Source organism: Dyella sp. 2YAF14 (assembly GCF_052114725.1).
GTDB lineage: Bacteria > Pseudomonadota > Gammaproteobacteria > Xanthomonadales > Rhodanobacteraceae > Dyella.
In genome coordinates this window covers 417002-431530 of record NZ_JBFRFH010000003.1, presented here as the reverse complement: position 1 = coordinate 431530, position 14529 = coordinate 417002, and the positions used below count along the sequence as shown (strand labels likewise).

The following is a 14529-nucleotide window of genomic DNA, read 5'->3' as shown; positions in this document are numbered from 1 at the left end:
ATCACTGCATCGTCGTTGCAGCGCAAATTGAGAGTCGTCTGAGATGGTTTTGAGAGGCCTCTGATATAGGCCCAAAGGCCCGGTCCGTAGCCTTGCTGATGAGGACGAAACAGTCGTCCACCGACACCATCATCATCCGCTAGGTCACTCAATGAACACCATTTATCGCATCGTCTGGAACGCCACCACCTGCCGCTGGGTCGTCGCATCCGAAATGGCCAAGGGCCGCAAGAAGTCCTCCGCCAAGGGGATCGCTTCGAAGTTGGCCGCCATCGGCATGATGGCAGCCGTGGCTCCTGTCTTTGCGTTGAGCACCAACGGCAAAGCCCCATTGATTGTCAACGACATGTCGTTCAATCAAACCGATGGCGGCAACTGTCAGGCCATCGGCGGTGACGGTACGAACACGTTCGTCAATATCCCCAACTGTGATGCGAACAGCATGACATCGGGCAATTACAAGAACGCCAGGCAGACCGATTCTGTCGTGGTTGCCGCCAATTCGCTCTCCGTTGGCGGGTATCAATACATCAACGGTGCCGACGGTTCGAACGCTCTGACCATTACCCAGAGCGGCGCCAATATTTTGATGAATGCCGGCAAGATCACCGGCTTGGCCAATGGCACCGCGGCCACCGACTCAGTGAACGTGTCGCAGCTGACCCCGCTCGTCAGCGCCCTGGGCGCAGGCGCGGCGTTCAACGCCGGTACGGGCGTTGTCACCGGCCCCAGCTACTCGCTGACCAATGCCAACAGCATCGCCGGCACATCGGGTGCGGCCACGGATGTGGGTGGCGCGTTCAATACGGTCGACACCGCGCTGGGCAAGCTCAACACCAGCCTTACCAACATCAACAACGGTGCTGGCATCAAGTACTTCCACACCAACAGCGTGCAGTCCGATTCCAGCGCGACGGGAGGCGAGGCGATCGCCATTGGTGGCTCGGCCACCGCATCGGGTGGAAGTGCGGTGGCCATCGGCCAGAACGCTTCATCGGGCGGGTCCGCCAGCATTGCCATCGGCCAGAACGCATCCATTGCATCAGGCATCAACAATTCGCTTTCGATCGGTGGCGGTTCGCAATCCGGCAACCAGTCGACTTCGTTGGGCAATAGTGCGGATACCCACCTCTCGAGCTACGCGGTCGCGATTGGTCATGCCACCAGTGTCACGGGTGCTAGCGGTACGGCGCTCGGTGCCGGTGCGGTCGCCTCGACCACAAACTCGGTCGCACTGGGCGCAAACTCCACCACTACCGCCAATCTCGCGACGGCTGGTTACAACCCGGGTACCGCCGCACTGTCGGGCACGGCGTCTGCGGCCAATGGCGAAGTGTCGCTGGGCTCGGCGGGCAAAGAGCGTCGCCTGACCAATGTGGCCGCTGGCGCAAACGCCACCGACGCAGTCAACGTCAGCCAGCTGCAGTCTGAAGATGCCAAGGTCAACAACGTTGCCAGCACCACGGCAAGCGCACTGGGCACGACGGTTGGTGCCAACGGCGCGATCAATGCGCCCAGCTACACGCTGGCCAACGCCAACAGCATCGGCGGCACCGCCGGTGCGGCCACCACCGTCAGCAGCGGCTTCAGCAAGGTCGATACCGCGCTCGGCACACTCAACACGGCTGTGACCACGGCGCAAACCACCGCGAACACGGCCAACACCACTGCCAACAAGGGCTGGAATCTGAGCGCCGACGCCGGCGCCACGTCGCAGAACATCGCTCCGGGCGGCACGGCCAACTTCGCAGCTGGCACCAATGCCACGGTGGCGCGCAGCGGCAATACCATCACCATGGGCGTTGTCAGCAATCCGACCTTTAGCGGCATGCTCACCGCCAATGGCCGCCTGACCGTGGGCGCTGGCCAGACGGCCAGCATGGGCGGCAACAAGGTGGCCAATGTTGCGAACGGTACGCTCTCCGCCGCAAGCACCGATGCGGTGAACGGCTCCCAGCTCTATGCGACCAACCAGCAGGTGGCGCAGAACACCAGTGACATCGCCGGTAACACCACGTCGATCAGCAACATCACCAACCAGATCAACAACGGCACCGTGGGCCTGGTGCAGCAAGCTGCGGCCGGTGCCGATCTGACCGTCGGCAAGAGCACCGATGGTGCCGCCGTGAACTTTGCCGACAAGAACGGCAACAGCCGCACGCTCAAGAACGTCACGGCCGGCGTGGCCGCGACCGATGCGGTGAACATGTCGCAGCTCAACGCGACCAACGCCAATGTGGCTGGCAACACCACGGCGATCACCAACCTCGGCAACCGCGTCACCACCAACGAAGGCAGCATCTCCACCATCAACACGACCATTGCCGGCATGAATGGTCAGCTCGCGGATGCGGTGAAGTACGATTCGGCAGCGCATGACACGGTGACCCTGGGCAATGCCGGCACGCCGGTGCAGGTGACGAACGTCAAGAACGGCGCCCTGTCCGCTGCCAGCTCCGATGCAGTGAACGGCTCGCAGCTGTATGCGACCAACCAGCAGGTGGCGCAGAACACCACCGACATCGCCGGCAACACCACGGCCATCGCGGGTAACACGACGTCGATCAACAACATCACCAACCAGATCAACAGCGGTACCGTGGGCCTGGTCCAGCAGGCTGCGGCCGGTGCCGACCTGACCGTGGGCAAGAGCACCGATGGTGCCGCCGTGAACTTTGCCGACAAGAACGGCGCCACCCGCACGCTCAAGAACGTGACGGCTGGCGTGGCCGCGACTGACGCAGTGAACATGTCGCAGCTCAACGCGACCAATGCCAATGTGGCTGGCAACACCATGGCCATCACCAACCTCGGCAACCGCGTCACCACCAACGAAGGCAGCATCTCCACCATCAACACGACCATCGCCGGCATGAACGGCCAGCTGGCCGATGCGGTGATGTACGACTCGGCCGCGCACGACAAGGTGACCCTGGGCAACGCCGGTACGCCGGTGCAGGTGACGAACGTCAAGAACGGCGCCCTGTCTGCTGCCAGCACCGATGCGGTGAACGGCTCGCAGCTGTATGCCACCAACCAGCAGGTCGCGCAAAACACCACCGACATCGCGGGCAACACCACGGCCATCGCGGGTAACACCACGTCGATCAACAACATCACCAACCAGATCAACAGCGGCACCGTGGGCCTGGTTCAGCAGGCTGCAGCCGGTGCCGATCTGACCGTGGGCAAGGACACCGACGGCACGACAGTCAACTTTGCCGACAAGAACGGCAACACCCGCACGCTGAAGAACGTGACGGCTGGCGTGGCTGACACCGATGCGGTGAACATGTCGCAGCTCAACACGACCAACGCCAACGTGGCTGGCAACACCACCGCCATCACCAACCTGGGCAACCGCGTCACCACCACCGAAGGCAACATTTCCACCATCAACACCACGATTGCCGGCATGAATGGTCAGCTGGCCGATGCGGTGATGTACGACTCGGCCGCCCATGACAAGGTGACCCTGGGCAACGCCGGCACGCCGGTGCAGGTGACGAACGTCAAGAACGGCGCGCTGTCCGCCGCCAGCTCCGATGCAGTGAACGGCTCGCAGCTGTATGCGACCAACCAGCAGGTGACTCAGAACACCACCGACATCGCCGGCAACACGACCTCGATCAACAGCCTGCAGAACACCGTCAACAACATCAGCGGTGGCACCGTGGGTCTGGTCCAGCAGGCTGCGGCCGGTGCCGACCTGACCGTGGGCAAAGGCACCGACGGCGTTGCAGTGGACTTTGCCGACAAGAACGGCGCCACCCGCACGCTGAAGAACGTGACGGCGGGCGTGGCTGACACCGATGCGGTGAATGTCTCGCAGCTCAACACGACCAATGCCAACGTGACCCGCGTGGAAGGCAAGGCCGACCAGCAGGGCACCACCACGGCTTCGGCCTTCGGCGGCGGTGCGAGCTACAACAGCACCACCGGTGCCATCGTGGCACCGAGCTACACCCTGCACAATGCCGACGGCACGACGACCACGGCGAACGACGTGGGCACGGCGCTCACCAACGTCGATGGCCGCGTGGTGCAGAACACCACCAACATCGCCGGCAATACGACAGCCATCACCAACCTGCAGAACAACATCAACAACGGCACGACTGGCCTGGTCCAGCAGGCTGCGGCCGGTGCCGATCTGACCGTGGGCAAGGGCACCGACGGCGTTGCAGTGGATTTTGCCGACAAGAACGGCGCGACCCGCACGCTCAAGAACGTGACGGCGGGCGTGGCTGACACCGATGCGGTGAACATGTCGCAGCTCAACACGACCAACGCCAATGTTGCGCTGAACACCACCAACATCGCCGGCAATACGACGGCCATCACCAACCTGCAGAACAACATCAACAACGGCACAACTGGCCTGGTCCAGCAGGCTGCGGCCGGTGCCGACCTGACCGTGGGCAAGGGCACCGACGGCGTTGCAGTGGACTTTGCCGACAAGAACGGCGCCACCCGCACGCTCAAGAATGTGACGGCGGGCGTGGCTGACACCGATGCGGTGAACATGTCGCAGCTCAACACGACCAACGCCAACGTGACCCGCGTGGAAGGCAAGGCCGATCAGCAGGGCACCACCACGGCTTCGGCCTTCGGCGGCGGTGCGAGCTACAACAGCACGACCGGTGCCATCGTGGCGCCGAGCTACACCTTGCACAATGCCGACGGCACGACCACCACGGCGAACGACGTGGGCACGGCGCTCACTAACGTCGATGGCCGCGTGGTGCAGAACACCAGCGACATCGCCGGCAACACCACGGCCATCGCGGGTAATACGACCTCGATCAACAACATCACCAACCAGATCAACAGCGGCACCGTGGGCCTGGTGCAGCAGGCTGAGGCCGGTGCCGACCTGACCGTGGGCAAGGCCACCGATGGTGTGGCGGTCGACTTTGCCGACAAGAACGGCAACACCCGCACGCTCAAGAACGTGACGGCTGGCGTGGCCGCGACTGACGCAGTGAACATGTCGCAGCTCAACGCGACCAACGCCAATGTGGCCGGCAACACCACCGCCATCACCAACCTGGGCAACCGCGTCACCACCACCGAAGGTAACATTTCCACCATCAACACCACGATTGCCGGCATGAATGGTCAGCTGGCCGATGCGGTGATGTACGACTCGGCCGCGCACGACAAGGTGACCTTGGGCAACGCCGGTACGCCGGTGCAGGTGACGAACGTCAAGAATGGTGCGCTGTCCGCTGCCAGCTCCGATGCAGTGAACGGCTCGCAGCTGTATGCGACCAACCAGCAGGTGACCCAGAACACCACCGACATCGCGGGCAACACGACGTCGATCAACAACATCACCAACCAGATCAACAGCGGCACCGTGGGCCTGGTGCAGCAGGCTGCGGCTGGCGCCGACCTGACCGTGGGCAAGGGCACCGACGGCGTTGCAGTGGACTTTGCCGACAAGAACGGCGCCACCCGCACGCTCAAGAATGTGACGGCTGGCGTGGCTGACACCGATGCGGTGAACATGTCGCAGCTCAACACGACCAACGCCAACGTGACCCGCGTGGAAGGCAAGGCCGACCAGCAGGGCACCACCACGGCTTCGGCCTTCGGCGGCGGTGCGAGCTACAACAGCACCACCGGTGCCATCGTGGCGCCGAGCTACACCCTGCACAATGCCGACGGCACGACGACCACGGCGAACGACGTGGGCACGGCGCTCACCAACATCGATGGCCGCGTCGTGCAGAACACCTCCGACATCAACACCATCAACACCCAGATCAACAGCGGCACGATCGGTCTGGTCCAGCAGGCTTCGGCCGGCGCCAACCTGACGGTGGGCAAGAGCACGAACGGTGCTGCGGTGGACTTCCAGGGCACCGCCGGCGCCCGCAAGCTGCTGAACGTGGCAGATGGCACGGTGGCGGCTGGCAGCAAGGATGCCGTCAACGGTGGTCAGTTGTATGGCGTGAGCCAGTCGATGGCCAATGCCATCGGCGGTGGCTCGACAGTGAATGCGGATGGTTCCATCTCGGCACCGAGCTACAGCGTGCACAATGCGGACGGTTCCACCACCACGGTCAACAACGCGGGCAGTGCCATCAGCAATCTCGATGGTCGCGTCACGCAGAACACCACCGACATCTCCACCATCAACACCACCATCAATGGCATGAATGGTCAGCTTGCTGACGCGGTGAAGTACGATTCCGCCGCCCATGACAAGGTGACGCTGGGTAATGCCGGTACGCCGGTGCAGGTGAGCAACGTCAAGGACGGCGCGCTGTCCGCGACCAGCAGCGATGCGGTGAACGGCTCGCAGCTGTATGCGACCAACCAGCAGGTGGCGCAGAACACCGGCGATATCGCCAACATCAACAGCACCATCAACACCATGAACACCGGTGGCCTGAAGTACGTGAAGGTCAATTCGACGGCTGCCGCTGCCAACGCTGCGGGCTCGGACAGCGTGGCCGTGGGTGGCAACACCAAGGCATCTGCCGCCAATGCGGTGGCGATCGGCAACGGCGCGCAGGCCAGCCAGGCCAACAGCGTGGCGCTGGGTGCGGGTTCGGTGGCTGACCGTGCGAACAGTGTCTCGGTGGGTGCAGTGGGGCAGGAACGCCAGGTCACCAACGTGGCGGCCGGCAACTTGTCTGCCTCCAGCACCGATGCGGTGAATGGCAGCCAGCTCAACGCCACCAACCAGGCGGTGACCAACCTCGATGGCCGCGTGACCAACGTGGAAAACACGGTGAACACGATGGCGGGTGCCGTGAGCAACGTCACCAACATCACCAACGGCCAGTCCGGCATGTTCCAGGTCAGCAAGGACAGCAACAGCAAGCAGCCGGTGGCTTCGGGCAGCACCTCGACCGCCGGTGGCAACGGCGCCGTCGCGTCCGGCAACAACAGCACCGCGCTGGGCAATGCCGCGGTAGCCTCGGCTGACAACAGCGTGGCCGTGGGCGCCAACTCGGTCGCCGATCGCAGCAACAGCGTGTCGATGGGTTCGGCCGGCCATGAGCGTCAGGTGACCAATGTGGCGGCCGGTACGGCCAACACGGATGCCGTGAACGTGGGCCAGCTGAAGGCCGCCGGTGTGATGAATGCCGATGGCTCGACCAATACGGCGGTGACCTACGACACCAACGCCGATGGCAGCAGCAGCGTGACCTTGAACGGCGGCGGCAATGCCGCGGTGATCCACAACGTGGCTCCGGGTACCTCGGCGACGGACGCGGCCACGGTGGGCCAGGTGCAGCAGGTGGCCGACTGGTCCAAGAGCTACACCGACCAGCAGGTCAGGAACATGGGTCGCCAGGCGGATGGCGGCGTCGCCTCGGCGATGGCCATGTCCTCCATCCCGCAGGCGGTGGTCAACGGCGGGCACTCCATCGGCGCGGGCGTGGGCAGCTTCCGCGGCCAGTCCAGCGTGGCGGTCAGCATGTCGGCCATGAGCGCGACCGGCAAATTTGCCGTGAAGCTCAACGTCAGCGCAACCACCCACGGCGACGCCGGTGTGGGCGTGGGTGCCAGCTACAACTGGTAAGCCTGGGTTTTATACCTTCACGAGAGAGCGGCGCCGTAGCGATACGGCGCCGTTTTTCGTTGTTGTGGGGAGAGGGCAAAGAAAAAGGCCGCGACATGGCGCGGCCTTTTCGATGGGCCGTCCCTTGTAGGAGCGCACTTGTGCGCGACCGCAAGGTTCCGGCTTTACCGCTGCGTAGGCTTTTCGCGCACAAGTGCGCTCCTACAGACGAGCGATTATTTCATGCGGTAGGTGATGCGACCCTTGGTCAGGTCGTAGGGGGTCATTTCGACCTTCACCTTGTCGCCGGTGAGAATGCGGATGTAATGCTTGCGCATGCGGCCGGAAATATGGGCCGTGATGACGTGGCCGTTTTCCAGCTGCACGCGGAACATGGTGTTGGGCAGGGTCTCCTGGACCGTACCTTCCATTTCGATGACGTCGTCTTTGGCCATGCGTTCCGTGGGGGCAGGGCAGCCGTCGTGGCTGCTTAATCCGTCGATTATGCCACGGAAAGTCCAATGGTTAAAGAATCATCAGCCAAAATGCTCATCCAGCTTGCGACGGATCTCCTGTTCCACCATGCCCTTGAGCGGCGCCAGCATCATTCCCAGCTCGGCTGTCACGTGGATGACGTCGCCCGCCACGGCAATGCTGCCGTTCACGCCCGGGCGGGAAAAGCGCAGGATGTCGCCCTGCCACTGGCCCTCCATGCCGAACTTTTCTTGCATGCGGGCCGCCACCTTGTCGACCACCGCGCGGGCCTCGGTCACGGAGAGCTGGTGGGGGCGGCGGATGTCGATCTTGGGCATGGGTGTTCCTGGGAGGCAAAGGCATATGGTAAGCCACGTCACCCGGAACTGCCGCTGCGCAGCGCGCGCAGCTCTGTTGTCGAAGCCCATGGGTGAGATCAGAGCGTCCTTAAGCTCGCAGGCATCTGCTAGAGTCCCGCCCGTCCATCGACTGGTTCACAGATGCGCATCGAGTTTCCCAATTCGCCCCGCGAGGATTTCCACTGGGACGGGCCGGCGCTGCGCATCGGCAGTGCGCCGGACAATGACCTGATCCTGGCCGCGCATCAGGCCGGCACTTATCACCTGCGCATCCAACTGGATCGCCGCGGCTGGGTACTGCAGGTCTTGCCCCAGGGCAACCGCATCTACGTGAATGCGCGCCCGGTGCGTGAGAAGGCCTTGTTGCGTGCCGGCGACATCCTGAGCGTCGGCGATTGCCGCATGCTGCTGCGTGCCGAGGAAGAACCCGCCCACAACCTGCCCGTGACCGTGCCGGCCGAAGGACGTTGCACGGTGGCTTTGCGTGCGGTGGCGGGGCCCTTGTCCGGCCGAGTTTTGACCTTGCTGGACAAGCTGGAACTTGGCCCGCATGGGCGCATCCCGCTGGAGCTTCCGCAGGGCGAGACGGCGTCGCTGGTGGTGTTCTGGCGCGACGGCCAGCTGATGCTGGAGGCCGGCCAGCAGTCCGAGCGCTATCCCCTGCGCGTCAACGGCGTGCCGGTAACCCAGGCCGCGCTGCGGCCGGGTGATCAGGTGGGCCTGGGCATGCATCGTTTCGTGGTCGATGCCCCGGGACTGGAGCCGGAGCCGGAGATCATTCAGCCCGAGCCGGAGCGCCCGCATCTGCCCGAAGAGGACGCCGGCCCGCGCGGCGAGGTGTGGTGGCTGATCGCTACCGCCGCGGTGCTCGCCCTGGGCATTGCGGTGGCCTTGCTGGTGCGTTTCTGAGGCAGCCTTCAGGCAGTCCCGAGGCAGCGTCATCTTTGGTTGACTCGCGGTTGCTGCGACGCGGCATAATGCGGCGATGTTCCTTCCATAGGCGTCGTCAGTGAGCAGACTCTGGAATTTCAGCGCTGGCCCGGCCGCATTGCCGCAACCGGTGCTCGAGCGCGCCCAGCGCGAATTGCTGGACTGGCAGGGTTGCGGCGCCTCGGTGATGGAGCTGTCTCACCGCGGCAAGGCCTTCATGGGTCTGGCCCAGCAGGCCGAGGCCGATCTGCGCGAGCTGCTGGCGGTTCCGGCGAACTACGCGGTGTTGTTCCTGCAGGGCGGCGCCACCCAGCATTTCGCGCAAATCCCGATGAATCTGGCCGCCGAAGGCGCCAGTGCCGATTACATCGTGACGGGCCATTGGGGCGAGAAGGCGGCCAGCGAGGCGGCCCCGTACGTCAAGGTGAATGTCGCCGCCAGCAGCAAGGCCGAGCATTACATGCGCCTGCCGCCGCGCGACACGTGGCAGCTCGACGGGCGCGCCGCTTACGTGCACTACACGCCGAACGAAACCATTCATGGCGTGGAATTCCACGAGATTCCCGAGGTGGGCGACGTGCCGCTGGTGGCGGATATGTCGTCGGACATCCTCTCCGGGCCCATCGATGTCAGCAAATTCGGGCTGATTTACGCCGGCGCGCAGAAGAACATCGGCCCATCGGGCCTGGTGGTGATGATCATCCGGCGCGACCTGCTGGAGCGCGCCACGCGGCCGATGGCGCGGATCTTCCGCTACGCCGATCACGCCGCCAACGATTCCATGCTCAATACGCCGAACACCTGGGGCTGGTATTTGGCCGGCCTCACGTTTCAGTGGTTGAAGGAGCAGGGCGGTCTGGCAGCGATCGGCGAGCGCAATGCGGCCAAGGCCACGCTGCTGTACGACGCCATCGACCACTCCAACGGTTTCTATCGCAACCCGGTGGCACTGGATTCGCGTTCGCGCATGAATGTGCCGTTCACCTTGCACGACAGCGCGCTGGACGCGGATTTCCTCAAGGAATCGGAAGCCGCCGGCCTGCTCGCGCTCAAGGGACACAAGGCGGTGGGCGGCATGCGCGCCTCGCTTTACAACGCGGTTCCGCTCGAAGCGGTGCAGGCCCTGGTGGGTTTCATGCGCGATTTCGCGCATCGTCACGGATGAAACCGTTGCACGCCTGGTCGCACATCAAGGACTATCCCTGATCCCCATTTGGACTTCCGTTGCTTGCGCAGCCCACGACATGACCGATAAGAAATCCTCGCTTTCCGATGTGCGCGAGCGCATCGACAGCATCGATCAGCAGATCCAGCAGCTGATCTCCGAGCGCGCCGGATGGGCGCAGGAAGTGGCCCGCGTCAAGGGCGAGGGGCTTTCGGCGATCGACTATTACCGCCCGGAACGCGAAGCCCACGTGCTGCGCATGGTGGTGGACCGCAACGATGGCCCGCTCACCGACGTGGAAATGGTGCGGCTGTTCCGCGAAATCATGTCCTCGTGCCTGGCCCAGGAAGATCCCCTCAAGGTCGGCTTTCTCGGCCCTGAGGGCACCTTCAGCGAACAGGCCGTGCGCAAGCATTTCGGTCACGCCGCCTACGGACTGCCGCTGGGCAGCATCGAGGAAGTTTTCCAGGAAGTGGCGGCGGGCCACGCCGATTTCGGCGTCGTGCCGGTGGAGAATTCCGGGCAGGGCATGATCCAGGTCACCCTGGACATGTTCCTCACCTCCGAAGCCACCATTTGCGGTGAAGTGGAATTGCGCGTGCATCAGTGCCTGCATTCGATGCAGGGCAAGCTGGAGGGCATCAAGCGTGTTTACGCGCATGCGCAGTCGTTGCAGCAGTGCAAGACCTGGCTGCACATCAACTTGCCTGGTGTCGAGTGCGTGGCGGTGAGCAGCAACGCCGAGGCGGCCCGCATGGCGCGTCACGCCGATGACGTGGCTGCGATTGCCGGCGAAACGGCGGGCCGCGTGTATGGCCTGAAGACGGTGGCCCAGGGCATTGAAGACCGCGCGGACAACACCACGCGCTTCCTGGTCATCGGCCGCTCGCTGTTTCCGCCGTCCGGCAACGATCGCACCTCACTGCTGATCACCGTGAACGACAAGCCGGGCGCGCTGTATCACGTGCTCAAGCCGTTTGCCGAGCACGACATCAGCCTCAATCGCATCGAATCGCGTCCGGCGCATTCGGGCAAGTGGCAGTACGCCTTCTTTATCGATGTCTCCGGTCACATCAACGACGCGCCTTTGCAGGCTGCGATGAAGGAAATGGGCGAAGCCGCCGCGCAGGTGCGTGTGCTCGGCTCCTACCCCGTGGCGCTGCCCTGATAGAACTGTGGCCGCCGCTGTGCAGCCGTTGGAGAATGCTTCGTGACCCGACTCGACTGGACCAGTCACGCCGCGCGCGCGCTCAAGGGCAGCGTGCGTGTGCCTGGCGATAAATCCGTTTCGCACCGCGCGCTGATGCTGGGTGCGTTGGCGGAAGGTGCTTCGCATATCCGTGGTTTTCTTGAAGGCGAAGATACGCGCGCCACTGCAGCCGTGCTGCAGCAGCTGGGCGTTCGCATCGAAACCCCGGCCGATGGCGAACGCGTGGTGCATGGCGTGGGCTTGCACGGCCTGAAGGGAACCACGCAGTTGTTGGACTGCGGCAATGCCGGCACCGGCATGCGCCTGCTGGCCGGATTGCTGGCAGGGCAGGCCTTCGATAGCACGCTGGTCGGCGACGAATCGCTGTCCAAGCGTCCGATGCGCCGCGTGACCGACCCGCTTGCCCGCATGGGCGCGAAGATCGACACGCAGGACGGTCTTCCGCCGCTGCAGGTGCGCGGCGGGCAGGCGCTTCATGGCATCGCCTATACCTTGCCGGTGGCCAGTGCCCAGGTGAAGTCGGCGCTGTTGCTCGCGGGCCTGTATGCGCAAGGCGAAACAGAAGTGATCGAGCCGCATCCGACGCGCGACTACACCGAGCGGATGCTTGCGGCGTTTGGCTGGCCCATTGATTTCGCACCGGGTCGCGCACGACTGAGCGGCGGTCATACCTTGCGCGCTACCAATGTGGATGTGCCGGCGGACTTCTCCTCGGCGGCATTCTTCCTCGTCGCCGGCAGCATCGTGCCGGGTGCCGAGCTGCGCTTGCAGTCGGTAGGCCTCAATCCGCGCCGCACCGGCCTGCTGCAGGCGCTGCGTTTGATGGGGGCGGATATTCGCATCGAAAACGAACGCGAGAGCGGCGGTGAACCAGTCGGCGATCTGGTGGTGCGCCATGCGCCGCTGCACGGCATCGAACTGCCCGAGGCGCTGGTGCCCGACATGATCGACGAATTCCCCGCGCTGTTCGTCGCGGCCACGGCAGCCACGGGCAATACCGTGGTGCGCGGTGCGGCCGAGCTGCGCGTGAAGGAGTCGGATCGCCTGGCGGCGATGGCCACGGGGTTGCGCGCGCTCGGCGCCGTTGTCGACGAGACTCCTGATGGTGCCACCATCCACGGCGGCTCGCTGCATGGCGGTACCATCGAGAGCCATGGCGATCACCGTATTGCCATGAGTTTCGCAGTGGCCGGCCTGGTCGCCAGTGGGTCGGTGCGCATCAACGATTGCGCCAATGTGGCGACCTCGTTCCCTGGGTTCATCGAGCTGGCCAACCGCTGCGGGTTCAAGCTGGAAACCGCCTGATTCGAGCAATTCGGCTTTCTGTGGGAGCGCACCCTGTGCGCGACTGGCAGGAACCGAGACCGTCCGGCATGCCCGTCGCGCACAGGGTGCGCTCCCACAAGGTCTCGCCCGTGGGAACGGGTGCAGCTACCCTTGTGGCCTCACGCAGAGATCGCCATGCCCACTGCCACCCCGTCCTTCATCGTCGCCATTCCCGCCCGCTACGGCTCCACGCGCCTGCCGGCCAAACCGCTGCGCGATATAGCTGGTGTGCCAATGGTGGTGCGCGTGGCGCAGCGCGCGCTCGAGGCGGGTGCCACGCAAGTGGTGGTGGCGGTGGACGACCAGCGCATCGCCGATGCCTTGCAAGGGCATGGCGTGGATGTATGCATGACGCGCAGCGGCCACGCCTCGGGCAGCGATCGCCTGGGCGAATGTGCCGAGTTCTACGCATGGCCCGACGACGCCATCGTGGTGAATCTGCAGGGCGACGAGCCGTTCGCGCCGGCGGCGGGTATCCGCGAAGTGGCGCGCGCGCTGGCCGAGGACGATGCGCCGATGGCCACGCTGGCCACGCCGATCGTGGATACGCACGAGCTGTTTGATCCCAACGTGGTCAAACTTGTGCGTTCTGCCAATGGGCGGGCGTTGTACTTCAGTCGTGCACCGCTGCCGTGGGCGCGCGATGCGTTTGCTGCCGATCGTGATGTATTGCCCGCGAACGTGCCGTTCCTGCGCCATATCGGCATCTACGCGTATCGCGCAGGCTTCCTCAAGCGTTACACCACGCTGGCGCGCACTCAGCTGGAGCAGGCCGAATCGCTGGAGCAGCTGCGCGTGCTCGAACACGGCTATGCCATCGCTGCCCGACTGACGCCCGAACCGTTCCCGCCGGGCATCGATACTGAGGCCGACCTCGAGCGTGCGGAGCGCTGGCTGGCCCAGCGCTGAGCCTCAGCGTCGGCGACGCAGCAGCATCACGAACAAGCCGCCCAGGACCAGGCCCACTACCAGCCCGATGCCGGCGCCCCACAGGGCGCCGTTGGTACCGGCAACGGCGCGACCGATCAAAAAGCCGAGCACGAACAGGATGGGTAGAGGCAGGCAGCCCACGAGCGATCCTCCAATCAGCCCTGCATCGACTCAGGCTATTTGTTGAAGCTGATCGGCACCTGCACATAACCATCGGCAGGCGCGCCGTTCTTGACGGCCGACTTGTACGACCAGCCCTTCGCGGTTCGGATGGCCTCGTCGTCGAGGGCCTTGGAGCCCGACGACATCATCACGTGGAAAGACTTGGCCTTGTCGTCCGGTCCGACCTGCACCATGACCACCACGGTGCCCGTGCCGGCGTTGTTCTTCATGGCGGCGGAAAAGCGCGGGGCCGGCTGGGGGCGATCCTCGTCGATGCTCGCCGGATGATCGCCTGCCGTATTGGCACTGGCGCCTGCCGTGGGCGAGGCGGCAGCCGGAGCCGGCGCGTCTTGCCCGGCGGGTCCTGCGATGGCCGCCTGGCCCAGCAGCATGGCAGCGGCCACTATCGTAATGAGCTTGCGATTCACTTTCTTCCTCCCTGTGGATCGGG

General features: G+C 64.4%; 10 protein-coding genes. 6 read left to right on the top strand and 4 right to left on the bottom strand.

Annotated elements, in window-relative coordinates:
* Window positions 1-151: 151 nt before the first annotated feature.
* Complete coding sequence (locus AB4Y82_RS08095; RefSeq protein ID WP_441611215.1) at window positions 152-7543, top strand: ESPR-type extended signal peptide-containing protein; 7392 nt, start codon at window positions 152-154, stop codon at window positions 7541-7543.
* Window positions 7544-7758: 215 nt separating this feature from the next.
* On the opposite strand, the gene infA is transcribed toward AB4Y82_RS08095, so the two are convergent.
* Window positions 7759-7977 carry a translation initiation factor IF-1 gene (gene infA / locus AB4Y82_RS08090; protein WP_019466733.1) on the bottom strand — a complete coding sequence of 73 codons (219 nt, stop codon included), beginning with the start codon at window positions 7975-7977 and terminating at the stop codon, window positions 7759-7761.
* Between the two features lie 81 nt (window positions 7978-8058).
* Window positions 8059-8334, bottom strand: a complete 276-nt coding sequence (locus AB4Y82_RS08085) for a polyhydroxyalkanoic acid system family protein (RefSeq protein WP_441602346.1) — start codon at window positions 8332-8334, stop codon at window positions 8059-8061.
* Window positions 8335-8496: 162 nt separating this feature from the next.
* Here AB4Y82_RS08085 and AB4Y82_RS08080 point away from each other — a divergent pair, with 162 nt between their 5' ends.
* The 5 genes from AB4Y82_RS08080 to kdsB all read left to right on the top strand — a co-directional run bounded on the left by AB4Y82_RS08080 (window position 8497) and on the right by kdsB (window position 13895).
* Window positions 8497-9264: an FHA domain-containing protein gene (locus AB4Y82_RS08080; protein WP_441602345.1), complete on the top strand. Its 768-nt coding sequence runs from the start codon at window positions 8497-8499 to the stop codon at window positions 9262-9264.
* A 100-nt stretch (window positions 9265-9364) separates the two neighbouring features.
* Complete coding sequence (serC, locus tag AB4Y82_RS08075) at window positions 9365-10450, top strand: 3-phosphoserine/phosphohydroxythreonine transaminase (RefSeq protein ID WP_441602344.1); 1086 nt, start codon at window positions 9365-9367, stop codon at window positions 10448-10450.
* A 79-nt stretch (window positions 10451-10529) separates the two neighbouring features.
* Entirely contained in the window at window positions 10530-11618 is a 1089-nt protein-coding gene (gene pheA / locus AB4Y82_RS08070) for a prephenate dehydratase (RefSeq protein WP_441602343.1), read from the top strand.
* A 42-nt stretch (window positions 11619-11660) separates the two neighbouring features.
* Complete coding sequence (aroA, locus tag AB4Y82_RS08065) at window positions 11661-12965, top strand: 3-phosphoshikimate 1-carboxyvinyltransferase (protein WP_441602342.1); 1305 nt, start codon at window positions 11661-11663, stop codon at window positions 12963-12965.
* 156 nt (window positions 12966-13121) lie between these two features.
* On the top strand, window positions 13122-13895 hold the full coding sequence (kdsB, locus tag AB4Y82_RS08060) for a 3-deoxy-manno-octulosonate cytidylyltransferase (protein WP_441602341.1): 774 nt from the start codon (window positions 13122-13124) through the stop codon (window positions 13893-13895).
* Window positions 13896-13898: 3 nt separating this feature from the next.
* Here the strand turns inward: kdsB and AB4Y82_RS08055 are convergent, their stop codons facing one another.
* Window positions 13899-14057 carry a hypothetical protein gene (locus AB4Y82_RS08055; RefSeq protein WP_441602340.1) on the bottom strand — a complete coding sequence of 53 codons (159 nt, stop codon included), beginning with the start codon at window positions 14055-14057 and terminating at the stop codon, window positions 13899-13901.
* 35 nt (window positions 14058-14092) lie between these two features.
* Window positions 14093-14506: an energy transducer TonB gene (locus AB4Y82_RS08050; RefSeq protein ID WP_441602339.1), complete on the bottom strand. Its 414-nt coding sequence runs from the start codon at window positions 14504-14506 to the stop codon at window positions 14093-14095.
* Window positions 14507-14529: the final 23 nt, after the last annotated feature.

Coding starts and splice junctions, on each gene's coding strand:
- infA (WP_019466733.1), bottom strand. CDS start 7,977: ATGGCCAAAGACGACGTCATCGAAATGGAAGGTACGGTCCAGGAGACC.
- AB4Y82_RS08095 (WP_441611215.1), top strand. CDS start 152: ATGAACACCATTTATCGCATCGTCTGGAACGCCACCACCTGCCGCTGG.
- AB4Y82_RS08085 (WP_441602346.1), bottom strand. CDS start 8,334: ATGCCCAAGATCGACATCCGCCGCCCCCACCAGCTCTCCGTGACCGAG.
- AB4Y82_RS08080 (WP_441602345.1), top strand. CDS start 8,497: ATGCGCATCGAGTTTCCCAATTCGCCCCGCGAGGATTTCCACTGGGAC.
- pheA (WP_441602343.1), top strand. CDS start 10,530: ATGACCGATAAGAAATCCTCGCTTTCCGATGTGCGCGAGCGCATCGAC.
- kdsB (WP_441602341.1), top strand. CDS start 13,122: ATGCCCACTGCCACCCCGTCCTTCATCGTCGCCATTCCCGCCCGCTAC.